This is a genomic window from Aestuariibacter sp. GS-14 (assembly GCF_006494365.1).
GTDB lineage: Bacteria > Pseudomonadota > Gammaproteobacteria > Enterobacterales > Alteromonadaceae > Alteromonas > Alteromonas mangrovi.
This window is the reverse complement of the sequence record NZ_VHIP01000003.1, coordinates 55218-80969: the sequence shown is the minus strand read 5'-3', so window position 1 is coordinate 80969 and position 25752 is coordinate 55218. Positions and strand designations below refer to the sequence as shown.

At 48.4% G+C, this 25752-nt stretch carries 22 protein-coding genes and 4 tRNA genes; 4 read left to right on the top strand and 22 right to left on the bottom strand.

The genetic code is table 11. The features are described 5' to 3' along the window. Positions 1–186 precede the first annotated feature (186 nt). From FJ444_RS06245 to dnaQ, 12 genes are all read right to left on the bottom strand, one after another. Positions 187–1332 (bottom strand): alpha-hydroxy acid oxidase, encoded by a 1146-nt coding sequence (locus FJ444_RS06245; RefSeq protein ID WP_140957074.1) that lies wholly within the window; start codon positions 1330–1332, stop codon positions 187–189. Positions 1333–1439: 107 nt separating this feature from the next. Further along, on the bottom strand, positions 1440–2735 hold the full coding sequence (gene rhaI, locus FJ444_RS06240; protein WP_140957073.1) for an L-rhamnose catabolism isomerase: 1296 nt from the start codon (positions 2733–2735) through the stop codon (positions 1440–1442). A gap of 11 nt (positions 2736–2746) precedes the next feature. Beyond that, complete coding sequence (locus tag FJ444_RS06235) at positions 2747–4939, bottom strand: bifunctional rhamnulose-1-phosphate aldolase/short-chain dehydrogenase (RefSeq protein WP_140957072.1); 2193 nt, start codon at positions 4937–4939, stop codon at positions 2747–2749. A gap of 314 nt (positions 4940–5253) precedes the next feature. Next, positions 5254–6039: a DeoR/GlpR family DNA-binding transcription regulator gene (locus FJ444_RS06230; RefSeq protein ID WP_140957071.1), complete on the bottom strand. Its 786-nt coding sequence runs from the start codon at positions 6037–6039 to the stop codon at positions 5254–5256. A 77-nt stretch (positions 6040–6116) separates the two neighbouring features. Next, positions 6117–7511: an FGGY-family carbohydrate kinase gene (locus FJ444_RS06225; RefSeq protein ID WP_140957070.1), complete on the bottom strand. Its 1395-nt coding sequence runs from the start codon at positions 7509–7511 to the stop codon at positions 6117–6119. 193 nt (positions 7512–7704) lie between these two features. Then, positions 7705–7932 (bottom strand): hypothetical protein, encoded by a 228-nt coding sequence (locus tag FJ444_RS06220; protein WP_140957069.1) that lies wholly within the window; start codon positions 7930–7932, stop codon positions 7705–7707. 105 nt (positions 7933–8037) lie between these two features. Then, a tRNA-Asp gene (locus FJ444_RS06215) sits at positions 8038–8114 on the bottom strand. A gap of 23 nt (positions 8115–8137) precedes the next feature. Further along, a tRNA-Asp gene (locus tag FJ444_RS06210) sits at positions 8138–8214 on the bottom strand. Positions 8215–8239: 25 nt separating this feature from the next. Continuing rightward, a tRNA-Asp gene (locus FJ444_RS06205) sits at positions 8240–8316 on the bottom strand. A 25-nt stretch (positions 8317–8341) separates the two neighbouring features. Next, positions 8342–8418 (bottom strand) — tRNA-Asp (locus FJ444_RS06200). A 259-nt stretch (positions 8419–8677) separates the two neighbouring features. Next, entirely contained in the window at positions 8678–10165 is a 1488-nt protein-coding gene (locus FJ444_RS06195) for a TIGR03503 family protein (protein ID WP_255439057.1), read from the bottom strand. Between the two features lie 29 nt (positions 10166–10194). Then, positions 10195–10902, bottom strand: a complete 708-nt coding sequence (dnaQ, locus tag FJ444_RS06190; protein ID WP_140957068.1) for a DNA polymerase III subunit epsilon — start codon at positions 10900–10902, stop codon at positions 10195–10197. Between the two features lie 86 nt (positions 10903–10988). Between dnaQ and rnhA the strand changes: the two genes are divergently transcribed. Further along, complete coding sequence (gene rnhA / locus FJ444_RS06185) at positions 10989–11468, top strand: ribonuclease HI (RefSeq protein ID WP_140957067.1); 480 nt, start codon at positions 10989–10991, stop codon at positions 11466–11468. Positions 11469–11488: 20 nt separating this feature from the next. Here rnhA and FJ444_RS06180 read toward each other — a convergent pair whose 3' ends face one another. The 4 genes from FJ444_RS06180 to FJ444_RS06165 form a co-directional block, all read right to left on the bottom strand. Then, positions 11489–11677: a DUF2834 domain-containing protein gene (locus FJ444_RS06180; protein WP_140957066.1), complete on the bottom strand. Its 189-nt coding sequence runs from the start codon at positions 11675–11677 to the stop codon at positions 11489–11491. Between the two features lie 211 nt (positions 11678–11888). Continuing rightward, the gene (locus FJ444_RS21775) at positions 11889–12116 is read right to left on the bottom strand and encodes a DUF2834 domain-containing protein (RefSeq protein WP_140957065.1); all 228 of its coding nucleotides are present in this window, start codon (positions 12114–12116) and stop codon (positions 11889–11891) included. Continuing rightward, a complete protein-coding gene (locus tag FJ444_RS06170; protein WP_140957064.1) occupies positions 12113–13093 on the bottom strand; it encodes an NAD(P)H-quinone oxidoreductase in 981 nt (326 codons plus the stop codon). The genes FJ444_RS21775 and FJ444_RS06170 overlap by 4 nt, the downstream gene beginning before the upstream one ends. Before the next feature lie 14 nt (positions 13094–13107). Further along, positions 13108–13500 carry a GNAT family N-acetyltransferase gene (locus FJ444_RS06165; protein WP_140957566.1) on the bottom strand — a complete coding sequence of 131 codons (393 nt, stop codon included), beginning with the start codon at positions 13498–13500 and terminating at the stop codon, positions 13108–13110. 210 nt (positions 13501–13710) lie between these two features. Here FJ444_RS06165 and FJ444_RS06160 point away from each other — a divergent pair, with 210 nt between their 5' ends. Further along, complete coding sequence (locus tag FJ444_RS06160) at positions 13711–14901, top strand: class I SAM-dependent rRNA methyltransferase (protein WP_140957564.1); 1191 nt, start codon at positions 13711–13713, stop codon at positions 14899–14901. A 224-nt stretch (positions 14902–15125) separates the two neighbouring features. On the opposite strand, the gene FJ444_RS06155 is transcribed toward FJ444_RS06160, so the two are convergent. From FJ444_RS06155 to FJ444_RS06130, 6 genes are all read right to left on the bottom strand, one after another. Next, positions 15126–15434, bottom strand: coding sequence for a DUF2061 domain-containing protein (locus FJ444_RS06155; RefSeq protein WP_140957063.1), 309 nt, complete (start codon positions 15432–15434; stop codon positions 15126–15128). Between the two features lie 124 nt (positions 15435–15558). Next, positions 15559–15861: a PilZ domain-containing protein gene (locus tag FJ444_RS06150; protein WP_140957062.1), complete on the bottom strand. Its 303-nt coding sequence runs from the start codon at positions 15859–15861 to the stop codon at positions 15559–15561. Between the two features lie 111 nt (positions 15862–15972). Next, a complete protein-coding gene (gene hrpA, locus FJ444_RS06145; RefSeq protein WP_140957562.1) occupies positions 15973–19869 on the bottom strand; it encodes an ATP-dependent RNA helicase HrpA in 3897 nt (1298 codons plus the stop codon). A gap of 204 nt (positions 19870–20073) precedes the next feature. Continuing rightward, entirely contained in the window at positions 20074–20493 is a 420-nt protein-coding gene (locus tag FJ444_RS06140) for a CBS domain-containing protein (RefSeq protein WP_140957061.1), read from the bottom strand. A gap of 202 nt (positions 20494–20695) precedes the next feature. Next, positions 20696–21040 (bottom strand): hypothetical protein, encoded by a 345-nt coding sequence (locus tag FJ444_RS06135; protein ID WP_140957060.1) that lies wholly within the window; start codon positions 21038–21040, stop codon positions 20696–20698. 89 nt (positions 21041–21129) lie between these two features. After that, positions 21130–22143 carry an isoaspartyl peptidase/L-asparaginase family protein gene (locus FJ444_RS06130; protein WP_140957059.1) on the bottom strand — a complete coding sequence of 338 codons (1014 nt, stop codon included), beginning with the start codon at positions 22141–22143 and terminating at the stop codon, positions 21130–21132. 338 nt (positions 22144–22481) lie between these two features. Here FJ444_RS06130 and sbcB point away from each other — a divergent pair, with 338 nt between their 5' ends. Both sbcB and FJ444_RS06120 read left to right on the top strand, forming a co-directional pair. After that, positions 22482–23921 (top strand): exodeoxyribonuclease I, encoded by a 1440-nt coding sequence (gene sbcB, locus FJ444_RS06125; RefSeq protein ID WP_140957058.1) that lies wholly within the window; start codon positions 22482–22484, stop codon positions 23919–23921. Positions 23922–24096: 175 nt separating this feature from the next. Further along, a complete protein-coding gene (locus tag FJ444_RS06120; RefSeq protein WP_140957057.1) occupies positions 24097–25752 on the top strand; it encodes a DUF342 domain-containing protein in 1656 nt (551 codons plus the stop codon).

The window sequence follows — 25752 nt, the reverse complement described above, 5'->3', positions numbered from 1 at the left end:
CTCGCAAAATTCCGATCCAGTCATTACATCATTGTATAAACAACATCAAAATTGAACAGTTAATATACAGCCTAACGTTTTAACAGGTAAATCATCTATTCGGATAGCCGCCAGAAAAATGCAATATCAGAACAATCAATAAAAAAGCCAGCTTGCGCTGGCTGAGTTTATGATACAAGTAAATAGCTATCTGAACCGCACGTGGTCGCGATTAAGTTCGCTGATCTTGCTGCATCCCATTAAACGCATATCGCGCTCAATTTCAGCAACCAGTAACTGCATAGCGCGTTCTACACCAGCTTGCCCGGCTGCTGCCAGAGCGTAAAGATAGTATCGACCGATACCGACTGCTTTGGCACCCAATGCAAGCGCCTTAAGCACATGAGTACCGCGCTGAATACCACTGTCGAACATCACATCAATTTGATCGCCCACTGCATCTACTATTTCTGCCAGGTGATCAAACGAACTGCGCGATCCATCTAACTGACGTCCACCGTGATTAGAAATCACTATACCAGTACAACCGATGTCTACGGCGCGTTTCGCATCATCTGCGCTCATGATGCCTTTTAAGCAAAACTGGCCGTTCCAGAACTTCACCATTTCTTCCACGTCTTTCCAGTTCATGGATGGATCCAGCATATTGGTAAAATAATCACCAATTGAACTGGCACCGCCGCCCATATCGATATGGGCATCTAATTGCGGCAAACTGAATTTTTCATGAGTGATGTAGTTGATTCCCCAGGCAGGCTTAGTCGCAAATTGCCAGAGTCCTTTCAGGTTTAAGCGGAAAGGAATCGAAAATCCGGTGCGCAAATCACGTTCCCGGTTACCGCCGGTAATCGAATCAACGGTGAGCATCATCACTTCAATGTTAGACTCTTTGGCACGTTCCATCATTGCCCGGTTCAGGCCGCGATCCTTGTGAAAATAAAACTGATACACCTGCGGCGTATTATATTGTTTGGCTATCTCTTCCATGCTCACGGTGCCCAGCGAAGACACGCCAAACATGGTACCAAACTTTTCAGCGGTAGCGGCAACGGCCCGCTCCCCCTGATGATGGAACAATCGTTGTAACGCGGTGGGCGATAAATACACCGGTAATTTAAGTTTTTGACCCATCACTTCAACCGACAAATCAATATCTTTCACGCCGGTTAACACGCGAGGAATAAGATCGCACTCGCGAAACGCCGACGTATTGCGGCGTAAGGTGCTTTCGTCGTCGGCACCACCGTCGATATAATTAAAAATAGGACCAGGCAAGCGCTTTTCCGCTAAACGCCGAAAGTCATTAAAATTGTGACACTGACTGAGTCGCATTGTGAACAACCTACGTTAAGTACAGTACAAAACAAACAGCCCGCGTGTATGGCGGGCTGTTTCAACAAACGCTGGCTGGGCATTCGCCCTGCCGGACACGCCAAAAATTAAACAATACCAGAGCCGGTGGCATTTGGATCGCGCGGACGCGCCACTGCCATTGCTTTACGGTAACCCGCCTGACGATAAACTGCCAGAGGTTCAATTGCTGCGCCTTTACGATAGCGTGCCATGGCCAGAATTGGCGACACATCCAGGTTAAACGCATTTTTCAGCTCAAGCGACGCCATCAGTGCATCGTTGTTTTCCTGGAAGTCATACAGTGCTTCGCGATTTACCAGCAACGCTTTCACATAAGAACGCTGCACTTCAATCGCCGAGTTAATCAGACTTTCAGCCGGATCAGTCACGTTGTGAGATTGATCAAGCATGTATGCCGGACCAAAGCCTTCCTGCTTGCGGTATTCCGCATCCACTAATTCGTTGAATATCAGGAACTGCTGATAAGGATGCAAAGACCCACTGTCTAAGTCATCATCACCGTATTTACTGTCATTGAAGTGGAATCCACCCAGCTTTTTAAACTGGATCAAACGCGACACAATCATTTCAATATTGGTATTAGGTGCATGGTGCCCAAGGTCTACCAGTGACTTACACTTTGGTCCCAGGTGCATTGCAGCGAGCAGGTTTGAACCCCAATCCTGAATCACGGTTGAGTAAAACGCAGGCTCAAACATTTTATGTTCGATGTGCATCTCCCAATCATCAGGCAGACCTTTGTATACTTCTTCCATACTGGCCAGGTAGCGCTCAAAGGCGCGCTGGAAGTGTTGCTGACCTGGATGGTTTGAACCGTCGCCAACCCATACGGTAAGGCTCTTGGCTCCCAGTTTCTGACCGTATTCGATCACGTCCAGATTGTGCTGAATTGCCAGGTCGCGCGACGCTTTTTGCGTATTGCTCAGGCTGCCGTACTTATATGAATGCACCTGTCCTGGTTGATCCTGAAAGGTATTAGAGTTAACTGATACCCACTTCAGACCAAATGCATCAGCCTGTTGTTTCAGTTCAGAAAAATCACTTACTTTATCCCATGGAAAGTGTGGAGACACACTGTCGGTACAACCAGACAATTCGTTAATTACTGCGCAATCTTCCAACTTTTCAAAAATGTTACGCGGCTCGCCTTCGCCCGGGAAACGCGCAAAACGCGTTCCACCAGTACCAGTGCCCCATGAAGGCACAGCAATTTGAAACTCACCCGCTTTGGCGGTAATCGCTTCAATATCGATGTCTGCACGCGCCAACTTATCGCCAAGTGCTGCGTAATCACTGTTTAAATCACTTACGCGCTTGGCGTTTTCGGCCTCCAGTAAGGCGCTATCAATACGTTTATTCATTGTTATTCCCCTTATCTTAGGAAGGCTTCGTGCAAGCCGCCATCCACACTGATCACCTGACCAGTGGTTTTACTTAATTGGCCCGATACCAACAGATAAGCCGCTTCGGCTTGATCGTCTGGCGTAATAGGCAGTTTAGTCAGCGTACGCTGGGCATAAAACTCTGCAAGCTTGCTTCGCAGTGATTCAGTGCTTTCGGATTCATCAAACGCAATGTCATATTTGGCTAATGATGAAATAACACGGTCTCTGGGGAACATGCTGCTGCCCTGCACTACCGTGGCAGGCGCCAATGCATTCACATTCACATTGGGTGACAAGGTCACAGCCAGTTCGCGTACCAGATGGTTGGCTGCGGCTTTACTGGTGTCGTACGCCAGCGAGCCTTTCTTGGATACCGCTGCGTTAACGCTGGTAGTTAATACCATTGCACCTTTGAGACCTTGTTTTTCCCATATCGGCTGAGCTTCAGACGCTACCACATAGCCACCTTTCACGTTAACACCGAAGCTTAAATCAAAGATTTGATCATTCTTCGCCATGTCACCGCCTTCGGCCATAAACACGCCTGCGGTTACAATGACTTTGTCGATGCCGCCGTAGGCCAGCAGAACATTAGTAAACATAGCAGACACTGTGTCACGCTTGGTAATATCTACCTGTAACGCCACTGCCGGTCCACATGCAGAGATGCCGCTGCCAGCAACGCCGATGCCCTGACCATAAATATCGGTGAGTTCTTTTGCAGTGCGTTCAGCATTTTCAAGACGCAGATCCGCACACACCACGTGAGCACCTTCTTTAGCAACCCGATGCGCTACGGCTTTACCGATACCGTCACCCGCGCCAATGACAACAACTACGTCACGTGCCAATGGCTTTTCAGCCGGCATGCGCTGCAGTTTGGCTTCTTCAAGCGCCCAGTATTCGATATCAAAGGCTTCTTGCTGTGGCAGCGCCGTGTATTCCGAAATGGCCTCGGCGCCGCGCATTACTTCAATTGCACAATTGTAGAACTCAGCGGTAACGCGAGATTCACTCTTGTTCTTGCCCCAGGCGATCATGCCAATACCAGGGATAAGTACTACCGTTGGACTTGGATCGCGCATCGCGGGTGAGTCTTCACGTTTACAGGCTTCATAGTAAGCTGTGTAAGATTCGCGGTATGCGGCAAGACCTGATTTAAACTTAGCGATCAGCGTGTCAACATCGTCAGTTTGCGGATTGAAATCTACGTATAACGGTTTGATTTTGGTGCGCAGGAAGTGGTCAGGACACGATGTGCCCAGTTCAGCCAAACGCGGTGCATCAACACTGTTCACAAAGCGCAATGTGTTGTCGTCGGTTTGTACCGTACCAATAAACTTCACTTTGTTTGAAATCAGGCCACGCGCTACTGGCAGGAATGCCTTCAGCAAATCAGTGCGGGCAGATTCACTCAGGCTCTGGAATTTCTGGCCGCCAAAAGTCATTTCGCCTTTGTCGTGCTCTTCAATATATCGCGCTGCAGTTTCAATTACCCACAGAGATGTTTCATAACAGCTCTTGCTTTCAGAAGACCAGTTAGTGTGGCCATGCTGCCCCAGCAAAATACCCCAGATATCCGGGTTGGCTTTGTAGGTATCCTCACACACTTTGGCTGCTTCCCAGCCAGGACGCATCCAAGGCACATAAGCCAGCTTGCCGCCCCAAATCACTTCAGTCAGTTTTTCCTGATCTTTACAGGACGCCACTGAAATCACCGCATTTGGGTGCAGGTGGTCAACGTGCTTTTCGTCAATCATGGAATGCAGAGGTGTGTCGATAGACGACGCGCGAGGATTCAAACAGAAGTTACAATGCTTGAACATGCCAACCATGCGATCTTCACCGGCAGACTTATAGCCTTTGTCAGGGTAAATCTGATAAACCTCATCCAGCGCACGCAATTTGTCGGCATATAAAGAAGAGAAATTTTCTTTGGTAGAGGTTCTTAAGTCACCACCCGACCCCTTCACCCACAGAACTTCAACGTCCTGACCGGTTAATGGATCTTTTTCCATAATCTTAGCTGACGTGTTACCGCCGCCAGTGTTGGTGATTCGCTGGTCTTCACCCAGCTTGTTAGAACGATAGACCAGGTTTTCTACCGGGTCGAGTTTGTCAGCAACGTCATCTTCCCATAAATAATTGACGTGTCTGTAGTCATCTGGCTGATAAGGCATGAAGGTGTCCTTTGCTGTTATTGCTATAAATTGACTTCAATTGCATATTGAAGATTGAATTTACTGTGCAATATACCTGCACAACAATCTTTGTCAATCATTTTCAATCACAAATTAACAGAAATGTAACAGGAGTTTCATTGATGAACACGTCGAATGTTAAATAATCGTGACGAAATAATCGCTTATATGAATGGGAATAAAAAAGTGAAAAACGGTGTTAGGAAAGGAAGCGTTCGAAGGGAAAGTTCGAATGGAGGGCTCGGACAATTACTCTTGTGTTCTGAGTGACTGTCCGAAAGCGGCAAACACGTTTATTCGCAGGCTTCAACCACCAGAACTTCTACACCGTGGGTGCGGATCTTATCCAGCACTTCAGGGTCGGCATTGGAATCGGTGATGACAACATCTACGTCAGACAAACCACAGAATATCAGATTACCGCGAACGCCAATTTTACTGCTATCCGCCAGTACAATCAGTTGCTCTGCGCGCTTGCGTAACTTCTGTTCAGCCAAAATTAATAACGGGTCGTTTTCTACCACGCCAAATTCGCTCACACCCGGTGAGCCCATAAACATTTTAGAGCCATGGAAATTTTGCGTAGTATCGTTTTCGAAAGAACTCAAAATGATACTTTGCTTGCGATACACCTCACCGCCAGGCAAGGTAATTTGATTCTGGCTGTTATCAAGCAGTTCATTAGCCAACACAAAGGAATTGGTCAGAATATTCATGCGGCGTTCCGCTAAAAACTCCGCCATCATAAAAGTAGACGTACCGCCATTAATAATAATGGAATCACCGTCATTACACATTTGTGTAGCGGCTTTGGCAATCATGCGCTTAGTGTCGGTGTTGCGCTCGCGATCAACCAGGAACGCATTGCCCGACAACTTAATATTCGACACGGTTCGCGTATCAACTACCTGCGCACCACCGCGAATTTTTTTGATTTTATTCGCGGCCGCCAGCTTTACCAAATCCCGGCGAATGGTGGCTTCAGACGAATTTAATTGCTTACACAACTCTTTCACACTGGCGAAAGAAGACTCATCCAGAATATCTAAAATTAATTGTTGTCGTTGTTTTTCCAGCATATTTGGTCCTGTTGTGTTTACGCAAACTTGACCAAATATAGTTATTTAACAATTCATTTTCAATCATAATGTGAAATTTATGATTGATTTTTATTGATTTCGTTATACCACGCCGCTTTATAAGCCAATAAATCGTCGAATTGAGTGGCTTGGCAAGGATTCAACGGAAATGCCAGTGCGCTGGTGTGCTCAAAATCAATGAGCGCCGCAGCCCCCATTACCGTACCGGTATTATCCGCAGAGAGATACACCGGCTGATCGGCGCGCAACTGCGCAACTATTTGGCAAAGTATCGGATTCTTTAAGAATGCCCCTTCAATAAAGATAGGACCCGACGCGTTTAAATCGTTGAGTCGCTGATCAATCATCAGTGCACAATACAGTGTGGCTATGGCCTGAGGAGCCTCAGGCGCTGAAGGACAACAAAATGACGGCGTTAATCCACCGAATGGCCCGTTGCCCGCGCTAAAATCCGGTGTTACCAGCCACTGCTCACTGATGGCTCGCTGCACATCATTCAGCTCCACTGTCATGCTGATATTGCCACCCAGGGTAGTACAAATACTTTCGTATTCCCTGCCCCCCATAAAACGGGCACAACACACCGGATTGCCTTTTACATCCACATTGGCCAGCGTATCGCGATGCCCCGCTAAATCCGCAACGTTGCCGTTGCCCTGCATCAGAATAGTCCAGGTACCGGTTGAAATTACAGTAAACGCGCCGCTGCCTGTCTGGCTGGACTTCAGGTAACGTAAAAAGCTGGCATTGCTGTCGTGTACACCGGCATAAATATTACACTCAACAGGTAATCCGGTTTCCTTTGCAACAGCGTCACTAACCTGCCCCAAACAATCCCAGGCGTTACGCATAGGTGGCATCAGGTTTAGCCAGTTCTGCTGCGATACCAACGATGAATATTGCCCGGCTTTTGGTGACCACATATCAGTATGGCAACCCAGTGACGTCACTTCACTCGCTAGTTCCCCACCGAACCGCCATGCCCAGTACTGTGGATACATGACAATGTGAGTGGTATTGGCGAATTGCGTGGGATATTTCTGCTGCAGCCAGAACAACTGCTTACCCAAATTTAACCCTGCCGGTAATTCGGGGGACAAGGTATCTTCAAATGCAGGCCGTACCGCCTGGTAGGCCGAAGTGCAACTATCGACACCGGTGAATTCATAATCAAGGACTGGCAGTGCCAGTGCATTGGCCTTATCCTGCACCTCAGTGTTAACCAGTGCAGCGGTAGCGCCATGCGTAGTGAAAACCAAATCAGTAACCTTACTCGTGCCTGGGTAGGAGTGAAAGGTTTCTAACAGCCAGGACCAGATTGAGGCCACATCAGCCTGCGGATACATTCCCGCGATAGGCGCATTTTTACAACTAAAACTGGCTTGTTCTGCACCGTTTTGTACAAACAGTAATTTAATGTGGGTTTTACCGATATCTAGAATGGCTTTCACTGTGTTGCTACCTGTCTGTTGCGTCCTGCCCGACTCAAACAACCCAGTGTGAACTGAACGGTTGCATTGCCGGCAAGTTACATGAATTTAACAACGAACATGATAACGCAAAAACAATCATTATCAATCACAAAAATTCAAATGTTGTAGAATACGGTAGTGTTTGTTCAGATTAGAAACACATTTATTGGTATTAAAGAAGATAAATGAGCGCGACGAATACAACGACCACAGTCAGAAAACCTGTAGTAATGCACCGACCTTCCGCTTTATCATTGAAATGAGGGTATCGCCCGAACGAAAAGAATTTAAGTGTGCCTCTGCCAATCCAATACAGAACCACTTCGACAAACCACTCAAAAAGAACCCACTTTGCGACGCGAAACGCGGTGCGTAACAAACCTTCGGCTAATTCTTCCATACGCGAATTTCCAGACAATAATGTGCCGTCGAGTATAAAAAAGACTGAGTAATGATGTAAGGGATGATTTGTAACGAAACGTACAAAGTAGAAGAGATTCCCGAATGGCGGAGCGGACGGGACTCGAACCCGCGACCCCCGGCGTGACAGGCCGGTATTCTAACCAACTGAACTACCGCTCCACTGGGAATGTGAATTAGGCTAATGGCGGAGCGGACGGGACTCGAACCCGCGACCCCCGGCGTGACAGGCCGGTATTCTAACCAACTGAACTACCGCTCCATAAGCCTAAGTCACAATTGAAAAGTGGCGGAGCGGACGGGACTCGAACCCGCGACCCCCGGCGTGACAGGCCGGTATTCTAACCAACTGAACTACCGCTCCATAAGCCTAAGTCACAATTGAAAAGTGGCGGAGCGGACGGGACTCGAACCCGCGACCCCCGGCGTGACAGGCCGGTATTCTAACCAACTGAACTACCGCTCCACATTTTCAATTATTTCAGCGATTTAACAAGATTCTTTTCAGAACCATGCCCCTCACTGCGGCGCAGATAATACGGATTCCATTTAGTCGAGTCAACGGTTTTTTTTACCAAACTGTCATTCTTCGAATCGTTTGCCTGTTTATTCGCCATATCGACGAAATTGGCAACGAATTGATTAAAAATCCGCTAGCCCGGTTAAACCAATGAACGAACAAATACTTATTGATATAAGCAGGTACGTTGGGTCATGTCTGACGGTTAATTGCCTTCTGGTGCTTTGTTCTTTTTAAACTTGCCCAACAGGTTTGCAAGGAACCCTTTTTTCGCCTCACCTTCAGCAGGCGCCTTGTTCGTCTTTCCCGGCGCTTTTCCAGAAACTTTTCCAGAAACTTTTGCTGACGCTTTAGCAGAGGTGTCAGACGGGGCTTTCCTGGGGCGTTTAAACCACATTACCAAGCCAATCACTATTCCACCAACCAGAATAATGCCGCCATTCACAGCAATCAGCCACATCATCAGCGTTTGGTTATCCATGCCGGTAGGTTCAGGAACGGGTTCCGGCATAACAATAGCAGGTTCAGGCATCGTCTCTGCCACCGGCGCTACAATCTCAGGCTCAGGTAATTCTGGCTCCGCCACCAGAAACGTATATTCGGGCACGTCCAATATAAAATCCCGGCCATTCACCGTTTTACCATAAGCGGTGAGCTTGACGCGGAAAATGCCATAGTCAAAAGCAATAATCAGATGCTCCCGCACCGCATCACTGGGTTCGGTAAGTGAAAAATTCTGAACATCCCCATTGGGGTAACGCACTTTGCCATCTATCAGTAGCGAATTTAAGTCAACCAGCTCGCGGTCTACGTCAATCAGTAATTTGTGGTAATCATTGCCGCCGCCATCTAACTCAACATTCATAATGACCGGATTGGGATACAAACGAATGGGCGGATCGACCTGTTCCCGGGTAAACATCGGCGTGCTGACACGAAAGATCGGCTGCCACTCTCCTGCTGCAACGCCCAGGTTAAACTGTCCGGTAAAAATACCGTCCAGCGGTGCTTCGTCCATGCCTCTGCCATTGTCTTCAAAGGTAGCAATTTGCTGGTCGTCGGCACCAAAATTGTCATAGTTGGGGTTATTGGTACTCACCAAATCAATGGTGAGTTCTACCACGTCGCGAAACTGGCTGTAATCAATTGGCTTATCGCCATTGGTTAAATAAGCCGTTTGTTTAAGAATTTCACCGGAGAACAGAATTTTAGGCAGCGGATCGGCATGTAACGCGATATCCGACAACACCATGACCCGGCTACCCGGTAGGATTTGCCCCACCGCCTGCCAGGGACCAGGAACCGGATTTTTAATATTGATCATGTCGTAGGTGTCGGCATCAAACCAAAAGATGTCTTTACCGTCTACCTGACTCTGAAAAATTTTGGAACCGTCAGGCCGTACCAACACCACAGGTGCAGAACCATATTCGCGGAAGAACACCATAGTGACTTCTTCCACGTTGTAATCAATTCGAAAGCGGTTTTGTAATAGCTTAATACCGTTTTCGTACTCGCTGCCGATTAGCGATATAGGGGAATCATCAGCACCGGCTGAACCTGGAGCCGCCGATTTGGGTGCTGAGCCAGTAGCCGGACTTAATATTTCATCGCGTGACTGTGCCAGAGCATGCCCGGATGCCAATACCAGAGTCCACAGTACGCATATGCGTGTGATGCGATTTAAAACCAATGCTAGCGCCCTATCCCGGCTAAAAGAAATCAGAGGTTACGCCACAAACACTGTCCGCCTTGTTTTTCAACCAGGTTCAGACGTTCCTCATGTTGTGTTAATTCATCGGCAGTGGCTTGAATAACCTTTAATTTATTTGCGCCGCGCTTAATTCGACGGATCACTTCTGCCCCGGTACCAGCCGCCTGATTATTCCCCGCCAGATTCAAATCCGTCTGACCACCAGTCATGATCAGGTACACATCGGCCAGGATCTCAGCATCCAGTAAAGCGCCGTGCAATTCGCGGTGACTGTTGTCTATGCCATAGCGCTTACACAATGCATCCAGGTTATTTTTTTGCCCGGGGTGCATGTCTCTGGCGAGTACCAGGGTATCCAGTACCGTGCAGATTTCGCGTGTTAATATGCCTGAAGTGGGGCCATGCATGGCAAATTCGTGATCCATGAAGCCCACGTCAAACGGAGCGTTGTGAATAACCAATTGGCCGCCGCGAATAAAGTCCACAAAGTCCTGGGCTACATCGGCAAACACCGGCTTGTCAGCCAGAAACTCATTGGTGATCCCGTGAACCTCAATGGCTTCCTGTTCAATTTCGCGCTGAGGATTAATGTACACATGGAAATGATTGCCGGTTAATCGGCGATTAACCACTTCTACACAACCAATTTCGATAATCCGGTGCCCTTCTCTGGGTTCGATACCCGTTGTTTCTGTATCCAGTACTATTTGACGCATAAACCACTCTAAACTTTGGTCAGATTCCGGTAGTATACCAAGCCATTGCTGGCAGACCACGCCTTCATAACAAAAAAGGAGAATTCGTGGCGCAACAATCTGTTCATATTTTTACCGATGGCTCGTGTTTAGGCAATCCCGGGCCAGGCGGATACGGCGCGATACTCATTTACGGCAAACACCGCAAAGAGCTGAGTCAGGGCTATACGCTCACTACCAACAACCGGATGGAGCTGTTGGCGACTATTGCCGCACTCAACGAACTGACCAAACCCTGTCTGGTAGAACTCACCACCGACAGTCAGTATGTAAAAAACGGTATTAATCAGTGGATCCATGGCTGGCGGAAAAATGGCTGGCGTACCGCTAACAAGAAACCGGTAAAAAATGCCGACTTATGGCAACGCCTGGACGACGCAATAAAACGCCATAAAGTGAACTGGCATTGGGTTAAAGGCCATAGCGGCCATCCTGAAAACGAACGCTGCGACGAATTGGCCCGGGCGGGTGCGAATAACCCAACTCAGGAAGACTCGGGGTATCAGCCAGAGAGTTCAAACACCTAATCTACGGGTGAATATTCCAACTACTCAGCGGGAATCTTCCCGCTTTCCTGCTGCCGGAATTGATAACTCATCAATAATGGCAGCCCGCACGACACACCAATCAGGCAGGTTGCCGCGACAACACTGATAATTTGTGGGTACGAGTAACGTGCCTTAGTGATATATAAATATACCAGAATCGCTACTGCAGAAATAATACCAATTCGCACAGGAGTTTGTCCTCTCAGAGTGATCCCTGAGGGCTAGTCGAAAATGACTTAGATCACGACGCGCACTCTGAGGCATAGTCATTCTATGTCCAGAGGGCGCAACACAGATATAAGTCGTTTTGGCCACTCCCTTCGGGCAACTCTGGCAGGCTTTTTAGCGTTGTTACGCTTGCTTGATTTGGAACCACCAAACCTGTGCAACCATGCCTAGCTAAAAAGCCTGGTAGTTCACCCTCAGGGGGCTGCTGAGTGGGTAAACTCCTGTGCGAATTGGTATAAATACATCCAGCCAGGCAAAAACACTCAGCGGAGTAGCGGTTAGATGCTGCCAAAATAATACGGGGTGCACGCCGTATTCCATCAACCAGTTTACGAACGCTTTCAGCGGGATCACAGTCCCTGCTAATGCAATAAATAAAAACAGTGTGGATGCTCTCATTGCCAACGCACCACCAGCTTTCCCTTGGTTGCGTTGCGCTGCATGGCTTCGTGACACGCATTGATGTCTGTCACCTTGTATACGCCGTCTATTACCACCGATAATTCTCTGGTGCTGAAAGCGGGCAGACACGCTTTTGAAAATGCGGCCACTAAATCGGCCTTGTACGCTACCGAGCGGTTTCTTAATGTGCTGCCGGTGATCGTTATTCGCTTTGCAAGTAACTTAGCCATATCCAGCTTTTCGGCAAACCGGCCGCCCATCATTGCCAGATAAACCACAGTGCCATCCATCGCCATAATATTGAGATTTCGGTTTACGTAGTCGCCCGCCACCATATCCAGCACCGCATTGACCCCATCAGGCCAGTGCTGCTTGAGCTCACTGACAAAATCCTGGTGGGTGTAATTAATTAACACCGATGCACCTTGCGCCGCGCACACGGCCAGCTTGTCAGCTGATGACGCCGTCACGGCAGTCTCTACGCCCCAAAGGCGACAAAGCTGAATGGCGGCCAGCCCAACACCGCTGGCACCGGCATGAATCAGCGCCTTTTGTCCGCGCTGTAATCCAGCAATAGTATGTAGTGTCTGAAAAGCCGTGAGATAAACTTCTGCAAGACCGGCCGCTTCAGCATCAGTTAAATTTGCCGGCACGCGCAGAAGGTGTGACGCCTCAATGGCAACATACTCGGCATAGCCGCCGCCCGCAATGATGGCACAAACCCTTTCATCTGGCTGCCAGCCAGAGACTTCACTACCAATAGAAACAAGGGTGCCACAGACTTCTAAACCCAGAATCTCGCTTTCACCCGGTGGTGGCGGATAGTGCCCGGCACGCTGCAATAAGTCTGCGCGGTTAACGCCAAATGCGCTTACTTTCACTAACACCTGAGTGGGTGTTATGGCTGGCACAGCACATTCTGCAATTTGCAATAACGCCTGGGGATTATTGCTATCAAACGCTATATATTTCATGTTCATCACTCTGTTTATTGCCCTTGCAGATAAATATCAGGCCGATGGATTTGCATAAGCGGCGTGGGATCAGTAACCGGCTTGAAACCAAATTGCGAATAAAGGCTATGCGCATCTTTGGTGGCCAGCATAAAACGCCGCAAGCCCTGTAATTCAGGTAAATGCACAATGGTGTCGATCAGGCGTTTACTCAGCCCTTGGCCGCGATAAGCAGGTAACACAAACACGTCAGCTAAATAACCAAACGTGGCTTTGTCTGTGATCACCCGGGCAAACGCTACCTGTTCCTTGCCGTGCAGAATACCAACACACACTGAGTGTTCTAACGCCGTTCTCAAGGTGCTGGCGGGGATGCCTTTAGCCCAGTAAGTCTGACTGATAAAGGCGTGGATGGTGTCAAAGTCCATGTCACTGAGCTGAGTCACAACAGTAAAAGTGGGTTGAGCCAGATTATCGGACACATTGATTTCCTTTTGCCCTGATTAATACGCGTTCTTGTGCAAGCGCAAGTAAAAACAATAGCCACCAGCAGCAAGGCAAATGCCCGGGTAACTGGACTTCATATCGCTATCGCCAGTATACTGCGCGCCCGTCATAGTTCTAAGAATGCCAAGCATATGTCTGCAAAAATCTATTTACAACCCGGAAGGGAAAAGTCTTTATTACGCCGCCACCCCTGGGTGTTTGAAGGTGCGGTTGCCGCGGTAAAAGGCCGGTGTCGTCTTGGCGATACGGTAGACGTATTCAGTGCAGACAACAAATGGCTTGGCCGCGGCGCGTATTCACCGAATTCACAAATTAGAGTGCGGATGTGGACATTCGACCAAAACGAAACCGTCGATAACGCCTTCTTTTGCCGCAAAATCGAATCGGCCTGGCAACTGCGCCAACAAATTATGGCCCGCTCAAATTCCAATGCGTGCCGATTAATTGCCGCTGAATCAGACGGCTTGCCGGGTGTTACTGTTGATTTATACGATGACGTTGCCGTCGTTCAGCTTTTGAGTGCCGGAGCCGACAAGCACCGCGATAAAATTGTCTGGGCATTACAACGCACGTTGTCGCCGCTGCGCGCTATATTTGAACGCAGCGACGTAGACGTAAGGCAAAAAGAAGGACTGGAGCCGCTGGTACAAACATTATGGGGTGATGTACCACAAACCGTGGATATACAGGAACACGGGGTCACCATTCGCGTCGATCTGCACACCGGGCACAAAACCGGATTTTATCTCGATCAGCGGGAAAACCGTTTTGCGGCAAGCCGATATGCACAAAATGCCAGTGTACTTAATTGCTTCAGCTATACCGGCACTTTTGCCTGCTATGCACTGCGGGGTGGCGCCACTCACGTAACCAACGTGGACGTATCACAACCGGCACTGGATATGGCGGCAACTCACATAGAGCTGAATGGGTTTAACCCGCAACAGTGCAGCCAGGTAAAAGGCGATGTATTTGACGTGTTGCGTCAGTATCACAGCAATCAAACGCAATTTGATATGGTGATCCTTGATCCGCCCAAGTTTGTTGACAGCAAGGCGTCTCTTACCCGCGCTTGCCGGGGTTACAAAGACATCAATATGTATGGTATTCACGCCGTAAAACCTGGCGGTATTCTGTTAACTTTTAGTTGTTCGGGGTTAATGCCTGCCGATCTTTTCCAGAAGGTGGTGGCAGATGCAGCACTGGATGCTGGTCGTCAGGCACGCATTCTGGAACACCTGTCACAGGCCCCTGATCACCCTGCCGCGCTCAACTATCCGGAAGGCTACTATCTGAAAGGTTTGATTTGTCAGATAGAATAACTCCCTGCCCTCACCAGTGCTGACAGCCAATTAAGCGGCCAGTGAAAATTCCTGGCCATTGGCGCTATACCAATTCGTATAGAGGTTTACCCTCTCAGAGTGATCCCTGAGGGCAAGTCGAAAACGACTTAGATCACGACGCGCACTCTGAGGCATAGTTATTCTATGTCCAGAGGGCGCAACACAGATGTAAGTCGTTTTGGCCACTCCCTTCGGGCAATACCCTAAGGGTGAACTGGCAGACTTTTTAGCGTTGTTACGCTTGCTTGATTTGGAACCACCAAACCTGCGCAACCAAGCCTAGCTAAAAAGCCTGCAAGTTTACCCTCAGGGGGTTGCTGAGTGGGTAAACCTCTATGTGAATTGGTATTTATTCTCTGCCAGAATTTTTCATGGAAGTAAAAAACAACGGTATTAATTGCCGGCTCAACTAACGCTACTGCGCCACCAACCAAAAAACTATCCGTTAATAAATACGTTACCGTGAACGCAACACAGAAATGTACGATGGCAAAGGTAATGGTTTTTAACATAGCAATCTCCTCACTTGATAATGAGAAGTATTGCTAATAGAAAAGATAAATTAAAACCAATTTTATTGATTGGTTTAATTAAATGAATCGATTCGACACTAGCAAACGCAATCGCGTCGAATGATTATTTCATTTCTGAGATTTCAACCCCAATTACACAGCTGCTGTCTGACTGGGCAACACAACGCACTACCTTGGCAACTGCAGATAATGACGGAATTTGAGAACTGGTAGAGTCGATGCTGATATTCACCGTTGTACCAATTTCAATGGACGGTTCATCCACTTCCAATGACATGCCTGTTGCACTGATATCTTTGCACACTGCCTGCAATGAACGACTCGACTCGTCATCGATGATCTGCACCTGACAAGGAGAATTCACCATCATCCTGAAAAAGTTTCGCTTGTCGTCGTATCCTAACATTTTTACATCTCCTGTGATCGCTACTACCATATCAATAGGAAGCCTGTAGAGCCCCCCTCACATGATATTGGTTATAGGGCGACATTTACCGCTTGTCAATGTTATTTCAGCTTAAAAGCTTTCCAGTTGATTTTCTATCCGCTTAGCTGAAATAGGTATTGCTGTACCAAGTTGTTGAGCAAACAAGGATACCCGTAATTCTTCTATCATCCACCGCACTGCAAGTAATTCCTCTGGCACTTTGTGTTTCGGATATTTGGCAAGCACACTTTGATAACGGCTTTCCACCTTCTCAACGGCCAGTTGCTGCATACGATCGCGATTAGGATCCACCGCCAGTTTTTCAAGCCGTCGTGCCAGCGCTTTTAGGTAGCGATTCCAGTCTTCCAGTCTTGAACGGCCAAATTCTGCAACAAATCCCGGAAACACCAATGTGGACAAATGGCTTTTAACATGGCTTAAACCGGTAACCATGTCGAATGACACCTTGCCTTTCATCTTTTTCTGACATTCATGGGCCAGCGTTAACCCGGTTTCTACCAGTTGTGCAATGACCAGTACTTCGTCGTTAATGTTTGCCCTTACGTAATCCAGGCAGGCATCGAATTGTGCTTTCTCGCGTACAATACATCCAGATTGTTCCTGAAAACGCGTACTTAGCGCATCGATACCCGCAAGAATACAATCGTCTATAAGGGCTTTAATTTGCCCAAAAGGATTAAAATACAACCCCAGTTTAGCTTTGTTGGGCAGTTTCTGTTCAAGGTAGCTCACTGGCGATGGCATGTTCACCATTAGCAATCGGTTTAACCCCTGCTGATGCTGCTTTTCTGCCTGCTCTGCCTCCGGTAACAATTCTATGTCAACGCGCTTGCCTTTCACCACCAGCGCAGGATACGCCTGCACTTCAAAACCGCCGTGCTTTTGCGTGAAACTTTGTGGAAGCGCGTCGAAATCCCAACTGGTGATATCTTTGCGCTCAAGCTCTGGCGTTGCCGCTTTTTCGAAGGTTTGCTTTACTTTTCCCTGAAGGGTCTGTTTCAGCGCTTCTAAATCGTTGCCGTTGGCCAGCACCTTACGATTGGCATCCACCACTTCGAAATGCATCACCAGGTGCTTGTCGAGCTGATCTAACTGCCAGTCTTCTGGTGTTACAGCAACCCCTGTCATACGCAGTAATTTTTGCGCTAACGCCTCCAGCAACGGAATGGGTTTACCCGTTTTTTCGTCGGCTTCTTTCATATCAGCCAAACAGGCTTCAGCGTAATTAGGCGCGGGTACAAAATTGCGTCGCAGTCGCTTAGGCAAACTCTTGATCAGTTGTACCACTAACTCGTGGCGCAATCCTGGCACCTGCCAGTCAAAACCATCGGCAACCACCTGATTCAGCAATGGCAGTGGAATACTAACCGTTACGCCGTCATCAATAGCATTGGGTTCAAAATGATAGCGTAACGGCAGCGTCAGGTTTCCTTGTTGCCAGCTATCGGGAAAGGCATTAGCCAACCCTGTGCCGGGTTGCTGCACGAACACATCCTGTTCGGTAAACCGCAGCGACGCCAGAGCGTCTTTTTGTTTTGCCCACTTTTTGAATGCCGCTTCGCTGTTAACGGCAACCGGCAATTTTGCAGCGTAAAAGTCTACCAGTTGTTGCTCATCAACCATCAAATCACGACGCCGTGTTTTCTGCTCCCAGTCGTCGGCCAGTTGCAGCAATGCCTGATTGTCTTGCAGCACGTCGTATTGCAGTCGCGTATCACCATTCACCAGCGCTTCGCGAATAAATAACTGATGACATACAGGTGGATCGATCTGGCTATAGGTTACCAATCGCTGAGCAACAATGGGTAAACCAAACAGCGTGACTTTTTCGCTGGCGGTGACTGCACCGCGCTTTTTAGACCAGTGAGGCTCTGAGTAATGTTGATTGATAAGATGCCCGGCCAGGCGCTCTATCCACGCGGGATCGATTTTTGCCACCATACGGGCAAACAGCTTTGAAGTTTCAACCAGCTCAGCCGCCACGACCCATCTGGGGTTAGCTCTGGATAGTCCTGACCCCGGAAAAATCATAAATCGGGTATTACGGGCGCCAAGGTATTCCCGCTCTTTGTCTTTCATACCTATGTGCGACAGTAAGCCTGTGCACAAAGCCTGATGTATTGAAGCGTAATCAGCCGCTTGCTGAGTAATGCGCAAGTCAAGTTCCGCAACCGATTTACGCAACTGACTCACAATATCCTGCCACTCACGCATGCGCAGATAATTAATAAAGTTTGTCTGACACCATTTGCGCAACTGGTTATTCGTCAGTTCGTTTTGCTTTTCTCTGAACGCCTGCCAGAGATTCCATAGTGCGATGAAATCCGAGTCTTTATCGGCAAACTCTGAATGTTTTTCGTCGGCTTGCGCCCGCTTTTCCTGAGGGCGTTCGCGCGGATCCTGTATGGTGAGTCCTGCCGCAATTACTATCACTTCCATCAGGCTGTTGTATTCACCGGCTGCCACCACCATACGGGCATATCGGGGGTCTACCGGCAAGCGTGAAATTTGACGGCCTAACTGTGTTAAACGGGGCTGGCCCTTGCGCCGCTCGATGGCCTGAATTTCTTCCAACAATCGAAACCCATCGTTAATCTGGCGGCTATCTGGTGGTTGAACAAAGTCAAATGACGCAATATCGCCTAAACCCAGCGTAAGCATTTGCAGAATAACCGACGCCAGATTAGTCCGCAGGATTTCCGGATCGGTAAACGCCGGACGATTTTCATAATCGTCTTCGCTGTAGAGGCGAATACAAATCCCTTCTGACACACGGCCACAACGACCAGCCCGTTGATTTGCCGAGGCCTGGGATACCGGTTCAATGGGCAATCGTTGTACTTTACTGCGCGGACTGTAGCGCGAAATGCGTGCAGTACCCGGATCGATTACGTATTTAATCCCCGGCACAGTAAGTGACGTTTCCGCCACGTTGGTTGACAGTACAATTCGGCGCCCACCATGAGGCTGAAAAATCCGTTGCTGCTCTGAAGCAGACAAGCGCGCGTACAGAGGAATTATTTCTGTATTGCGGTACTGCTGTTTACTTAATGCATCCTGAGTGTCGCGAATTTCCCGTTCACCACTTAAAAATACCAGAATGTCTCCACGCGGCTCGCGCATGAGTTCATCAACAGCATTGATGATCCGGTCAACCTGATCCTGCTCCTCTTCCGAATCCTGCGGATCGTGATAACGGATTTCAACCGGAAACGTACGACCACTGACTTCAATGATAGGCGCATCGTTGAAATACCTGGAAAAACGCTCCGGATCAATAGTCGCTGACGTAACAATAACTTTGAGCTCTGGGCGCTTTACCAACAATTGCTTTAGATAGCCAATCAGAAAATCGATGTTCAGGCTGCGTTCGTGCGCTTCATCGATAATGATGGTGTCGTATTCATTTAAAAATCGGTCCTGCTGCATTTCTGCCAGCAGCATACCGTCGGTCATTAATTTAACCAGAGTATTGTCGCTAACCTGATCGGAAAATCGGATTTTAAACCCGACTTTTTCGCCTATCTGCGTGCCCAACTCTTCTGCGATGCGCGATGCGACGCTTCTGGCTGCTAATCGGCGCGGCTGGGTATGCGCAATCTTACCGGTAATGCCGCGGCCTAATTCCAGGCATATTTTGGGGATCTGAGTGGTTTTACCGGAACCGGTTTCGCCGGCAATAATCACCACCTGATGGTTGGCAATGGCTTCTTTAATGTCGTCTTTGCGTTCGCTTACCGGTAACGGCGGGTACTCAATTTTGGGTACCGCAGCCGCCCTTTCTTCGCAGCGTGCAATGGAGGCATTGAGCCGGTCAATCACCTTGGCTAATTGCTGCTGCACGGACTCGTCGGCTAAATTCGCTTTTTGCAAGTGCTGCAATTGACGTCGAATAGAAAAACGATCGGCAATAGCGCATTGGGGCAATTGACTAAAAAGAGCTTTAAACGGCGCGGGATTGGGCATAGTGAACGGTGCTTGACTCTGAAACTGCAAAACTGCGATCCTAGAAGAACCAGCTGTGTTTTTCTAGCCTTTTCGGGTGTTTTGCCACACATCAACGGTGAAATCAGCGCTCAAGCGAGCACAAAGCCGCTCACTTTCCTTAGTTGCAGCTATTTGGAGCAGTTGCCTCATATCAAGCATGGTTAACATGAGGCGAACAGGATATCAGGCGGTTTTAGGGTATTCCGCGTGAAGCTGTTTATCGATTGCTGCCAAAATCTGGGTACGACTAATACACCCAACCAACGCCCCATCGGCGTTAACTACGGGATACATTTTCGGTTTTTCAATTAGTAGTTTTTCTGCCACTTCTAAGATAGACATGGTGTCTGTCACTGTCATTACCGGCGAATGCATGATCTCACCCACTCTGCAAACCTGTTCGCGGTAGTAGGTAGATTCAACCATGGCTTTAATGCAGTCCTGTTCAGACAAAAAGCCACATAATTTTCCGTCTTCATCCAACACCGGCCCACCAGACTGCTGCTTATGCAGCAAACGCTCCACAGCTTCTGCCACGGGCATATTGCGGCTAAGTTTAACGGGATGGTGGTTCATATAATCGCAAACCTGCAACGATTCCATTTTTCCTCCTGCGCAGCGATAGCCCAAAACGGCTGGTACTGCATAGTTGTTATTATCCTGAGGTTGCCTGTACGGACTGCTAAACGCGTATCAACAGCCTCTAGCGCTTGGTATAGCCTGTATTGCCAGAAACTCGTCTAATTTAAGCGTAGCGCAGTTTCAGAAAAATCACATGCATAAAAGCAATGATGACTATAGGAATTTAACTATTTGCTATGGAAGAGGATGTTGCTTGAAAAAGCGACGGTAATTCTGCTGCAGACGGGCTGAATAGGACTTTGCAATGATGTGTGTGCAATTGGTCGGCGAAGTGCGTCTGATAACGCTGGTAATCCGTTGGTTCAACACAGCATACCGCCCGAATACCGTAATGTTTTACCAACGCAATTAACTCATTTTCATAACGAAGCTCGGCATCCAGCATTTTGGTGCGATGATGCCAGGGCTCCTGATTAATGAAAAAAAGCGGAACGAACTGCTGTTGTTGTTTAAGGGATTCACCTAACTTATAAGACAAGTAATCCGTGCCAACAATAATAACTGGCACGGACGCCGCCTTTGTACGAGTGAAGAAACGTTTAAACATAGATTTCCAGTTGCGCCTCAATCACAACTGATTGCGCAGTTACTTGCGCTTCATTCCGTGATCCACTCTTCATAAATACCCACTTTCATGTTGCCCTGGGTATCTATTTGTGCGCGGTACATGCCAGAGGTGTTAAACACCGCCACGATATTCCCTTTTGCATCCACCGCAATAATACCGCCATCGCCTTCTGCTTTTACCAGCACATCATTTACCACCGCATTAGCTGCGTCGGCCAATGAGTCGTTGCGATACTTCATTCTGCTGCAAATATCTGCTGCAACGTGATAGCGAATAAAATACTCACCATGACCGGTAGCCGAGACGGCGCAGCTGGCGTTATCAGCATAAGTACCCGCACCAATAATAGGTGAATCTCCGATCCGCCCATAACGCTTTGCGGTCATGCCGCCAGTTGAGGTACCCGCTACAAGATTGCCATATTGGTCGAGTACCACAGCTCCCACTGTGCCAAAACGTTCATTACCCTGCTGACCACCATAAGTAATATTTGCATTCAGAATGCGTTCTTTGGCTTTTAGCAGCGCTTTGTAACGACGTTCTGTATTAAACAAGGTATTTTTTACCGGCTCCATGCCAATCGATTCGGCAAATTCTTCCGCCCCCTTGCCACTTAATAACACGTGTGGAGATTGTTCCATCACCGCCAACGCTGCAGCAATTGGACTACGAATGGTTTTAACCCCCGCTACGGCACCGGCATTCAGCGTACCGCCGTGCATAATCGAGGCGTCTAACTCGTGCTGACCTTCAAAATTATACACCGCACCAATACCGGCGTTAAACAAAGGCGATGTTTCCATAACCTGAATAGCCGCCACTACGGCCTCTTCACCTTTTGCGCCGCTTTTAAGCAGCCCATAGCCCATTTGAACGGCCGCTTGCAGCGCAGTAACATATTCGGCTTCGCGCTCGGGGGTCATGCTGGCCTGCAAAATAGTTCCCGCCCCGCCGTGGATCACAATGGCTACTTCCTGGCCCCAGGCCGATAGCGCCATACAACTGCTTAACCAAACGACAGACAGTTTTTTAATTATACTCATGTGTGTTCCCAGTAACTCGTTAGTAGGCTCTGTTGACCTTACTACTTTACGGGTTTCCAGTATTGAAGACCAGTTGAAGTAGTGTGCAAATGTTGACGTTCATCGAATTTAACGTGTTTCGCATGAACACAGAAACGACGCCAGCAAACCGTTTCCAGTGAAGAATAGCGGTTTGCGCTTGGGTCCCTCTGGGGGGCATGTTAGTATCGCTATCATTACCTGCCAGATTTTCATGTGGCCTGTCCAGTGCTAAGTTCAATGGCACATAGCATCGTTATCTTTGAGAATATTGCGCTCGTGACGATAAAAGTAACTACCAATAAAAGTACCGTTAAACGATGAGTCAACCAAGCCCAGCCAGCTTTCTCTGGCACGATTACGAAACCTGGGGCGTCAGCCCGCAAAAAGACATGCCCAGCCAGTTTGCTGCCATTCGCACCGATGCAGATTTGAATGAAATCGGCAAACCTATCAACATTCTGTGCCAGATCGCTAACGACTACTTACCCCAGCCGCAGGCCGCTCTGGTAACGGGCTTGACGCCGCAACACACGCTCAGAGATGGTATGACTGAGGCGGATTTTGCCGCCAAAATACAACAGGCCATGATGGAACCTGGCACTTGTGTGGTGGGTTACAACAGTATTCGGTTCGACGATGAAGTATCGCGCTATTTGTTTTACCGGAATTTTTACGATCCTTACGCGCGGGAATGGCAAAACGGCAATAGCCGATGGGACATCATTGATTTGGTGCGCGCATGCTATGCGCTTCGCCCGGATGGCATAGAATGGCCATTACGTGACGATGGCTCGCCAAGTTTTAAACTGGAACTGCTCACCGCGGCCAACGGTATCGACCATGGACACGCGCACGACGCGTTATCCGATGTGCGGGCAACCATTGCGCTGGCCAGACTGATTAAAACAAAACAACCAAAATTATTTGAGTTTGCGCTGTCGTTACGTCAAAAAGCCAACGTACTCAAACAAATAAACCTACAACAACTCACGCCGTTGGTGCATGTTTCTTCTAAGATTCCAGCCAGTCAGGGTTGTTGTACCTGGATCCTGCCTGTTGCGCAGCACCCTACAAACCCAAATGCGATTATTACAGTGGATTTACAGTCGGATCCCACGCCCATTCTCGAACTGGATACCGAATCCTTAAAAGCGCGCTTATATCGCAAACAGGAAGACATGCAAGACGGCGAACTTCGCCCTGGCATTAAGCTTATCCACATTAATCGCTCGCCTTTTGTCACTACCGCCAAGGCGCTGACTGAAGACACGGCGGCGCGATTAGGATTAGACAGAGAACAGTGTTTGGCACATTACCGCCAGCTCGTTGCACACACCAGTTGGATTCAAAAACTGGTTGAGTTGTACCACACAGAGCACGACGAACTGGAACAGGATCCGGATCATGCGCTATACAGTGGCGGCTTTTTAACCAATGAAGAAAAACACTGGTGTACCGCGGTGAGAGAATCCGCACCAGAGCAATTGGTAAGCCTGGCTGATAAAATTCACAACCCTACGCTGAAATCCCAGTTATTTCGCTATCGCGCCAGGAATTACCCAAACACCCTCACCTACGAAGAAAGTCAAAAGTGGCAACGTCACCGGCAGTTTAGGTTAACCGACCCGGCTTCCCCCGCCAGTATTACGCTGGAAGCGTATTTATTTGAACTGGAAAAACTGGCTGAGCAACACGCCGACAACGCGCAAAACAAAGCAATATTAAAAGCCCTGTATGCCTACGCACAAAACTTGTGATTTTGTTGGTATTAGTGCATCTTTAGTATAAGTGTCATACGCGAGAAGTATGTCCCTTTACCTGTTACAGGTTCAGCACAAAAGAACCTGAGGCAAGCAATGCCCAAAGTGCACTTAATAATAAAAAGCAGTGTTTTTTCCAGGCAACTAAACACGATAAAGGACAGGAATTGCAATGAAAGGTGTTCAGTTTTCGTTCGATGAAAATCGTAATTACGTTACGCTATCCATCGCACCCGATCAGCTCGAGCAGGAGCTCAACGCTCAGGCCGTTTACGATGCCATGTGTGAACAAGGCTTCAACGAAGTTTATTTATCTCAGTCAGCAATTAAAGCTACGTGCGACAAAGCCAATCACTTTTATAAAACCAAAGACACTTCCAGTGTTATGGAACAAGTGGGTGAACGGCGGCATTGCGAGCTGGAGTTTCGCATCAGCGAAGATAACATGTCGGGTTACGCCATTTTTACCGCCCCGCACGGAGGTCAGATCCCTGAATTAAAGCAGGTACTGAGGCTGGCAAACAAAGCCAATATACGCCGGGGCCTGGGTAAAAAGCGTGTTACGGCCCTTATCAATCAGGTTAAAGAAGCCGAGCCGGGTAAACGAGTTGAGGGGCTCATAGCCAAAGGACTGCCGCCCCGGGATGGCCGTTCTTCCCGGCAGCGCCCTCTGGTACCCAACGCACTTGATCGGGTATTGCGTCCACAACAGTCAAACCAATCCAAAGTAGACATGCGCAACCTGGGAGAGATTGTGTGTGTAAAAGCGCACGCGGAAGTGTTGCGCAGGGAGCCCCCCACCAAGGGTCGCAGCGGATTTGATGTGCGCGGCAATAAGCTGGTATCAAAGGAAGGCGATTGGATCCCGTTAAAAATTGGTAATGGCACGGCCATCAGTGATCACGACGAAAATCTGGTGATGTCGACCATAGCCGGTATGCCTAAATACCAGGATTTAATCATGCAGGTAGACGACACCTTTATTTGCCCTGGGGTAAATGTAGGTACCGGGCATGTTAATTACGAAGGCTCGGTGTTGGTGAACGGTGATGTTACAGAAAACATGCACGTTAAAGCCAAAGGTGATGTCACTGTTAATGGATTCGCTGAATCGGCAATGATTGAGGCTGGTGGCGACATCATTATTACCGAAGGTGCCATGGGCAAACAACAGGATGTAATGCGCGAGTACACCTGTCAGTTAAAAGCCGGCGGCAGTATCTATATTCAGCACGGCCAGGGCGTTGACATTCTTTGCGGAGGCAGTTTAAACGTAGGGCGCCAACTGGCACACTGCCGGGTTAACTCAGGCGGAGGCGTTATAATCGGGCGACCAGAGCATCCTCAGGGCAATATCTTTGCCTGTGAAGTCAGCAGCCAGGGGCCGGTCATCGCGGGAACCGTTGGAGCAATTTCTGGTAGCACCCTGCGAATCGACTTCAGTAACGGTTTCAATCAGTTACAGGCTCGTAAAGAATTTTTTGAGGAATTGCTTCAACAAATCCGCTCGAATGCAGTGCGACACAAGGAAAAAATTGATCTAATTAATAACCGGGTGGTCCCCAAGTCGCTGCTTGCCAAAGTAACGGAAGCCAAAGAGATGTTGAGGCATGAAACGACCTTACTGTCGTGGATGGAAAGCAAATCAGTAGAACTGCTGGAAGCCAAATTACATTACCAACAAGCCGCACATTTAATCGCGACCAAAAAGATGTATTCAGGGGTAACCGTAAAGCTCAATAACCGTACCTGGCGTTCAGAGCGGGAATACGAACGAGCTAAGGTAAGCTACGACATGCATCAATGGAAATATGAGCCTATTACCTGA

Bases quoted from the DNA above. Each gene is read 5' to 3' on its own strand.
- rhaI (WP_140957073.1), bottom strand. From the start codon at position 2,735: ATGAATAAACGTATTGATAGCGCCTTACTGGAGGCCGAAAACGCCAAG.
- dnaQ (WP_140957068.1), bottom strand. From the start codon at position 10,902: ATGCGTCAAATAGTACTGGATACAGAAACAACGGGTATCGAACCCAGA.
- FJ444_RS06155 (WP_140957063.1), bottom strand. From the start codon at position 15,434: ATGTTAAAAACCATTACCTTTGCCATCGTACATTTCTGTGTTGCGTTC.
- FJ444_RS06245 (WP_140957074.1), bottom strand. From the start codon at position 1,332: ATGCGACTCAGTCAGTGTCACAATTTTAATGACTTTCGGCGTTTAGCG.
- FJ444_RS21775 (WP_140957065.1), bottom strand. From the start codon at position 12,116: ATGAGAGCATCCACACTGTTTTTATTTATTGCATTAGCAGGGACTGTG.
- FJ444_RS06170 (WP_140957064.1), bottom strand. From the start codon at position 13,093: ATGAAATATATAGCGTTTGATAGCAATAATCCCCAGGCGTTATTGCAA.
- sbcB (WP_140957058.1), top strand. From the start codon at position 22,482: ATGAGTCAACCAAGCCCAGCCAGCTTTCTCTGGCACGATTACGAAACC.
- FJ444_RS06235 (WP_140957072.1), bottom strand. From the start codon at position 4,939: ATGCCTTATCAGCCAGATGACTACAGACACGTCAATTATTTATGGGAA.
- FJ444_RS06160 (WP_140957564.1), top strand. From the start codon at position 13,711: ATGTCTGCAAAAATCTATTTACAACCCGGAAGGGAAAAGTCTTTATTA.
- FJ444_RS06165 (WP_140957566.1), bottom strand. From the start codon at position 13,500: ATGGACTTTGACACCATCCACGCCTTTATCAGTCAGACTTACTGGGCT.
- FJ444_RS06130 (WP_140957059.1), bottom strand. From the start codon at position 22,143: ATGAGTATAATTAAAAAACTGTCTGTCGTTTGGTTAAGCAGTTGTATG.
- FJ444_RS06140 (WP_140957061.1), bottom strand. From the start codon at position 20,493: ATGGAATCGTTGCAGGTTTGCGATTATATGAACCACCATCCCGTTAAA.
- FJ444_RS06150 (WP_140957062.1), bottom strand. From the start codon at position 15,861: ATGTTAGGATACGACGACAAGCGAAACTTTTTCAGGATGATGGTGAAT.
- hrpA (WP_140957562.1), bottom strand. From the start codon at position 19,869: ATGCCCAATCCCGCGCCGTTTAAAGCTCTTTTTAGTCAATTGCCCCAA.
- FJ444_RS06120 (WP_140957057.1), top strand. From the start codon at position 24,097: ATGAAAGGTGTTCAGTTTTCGTTCGATGAAAATCGTAATTACGTTACG.
- FJ444_RS06230 (WP_140957071.1), bottom strand. From the start codon at position 6,039: ATGCTGGAAAAACAACGACAACAATTAATTTTAGATATTCTGGATGAG.
- FJ444_RS06220 (WP_140957069.1), bottom strand. From the start codon at position 7,932: ATGGAAGAATTAGCCGAAGGTTTGTTACGCACCGCGTTTCGCGTCGCA.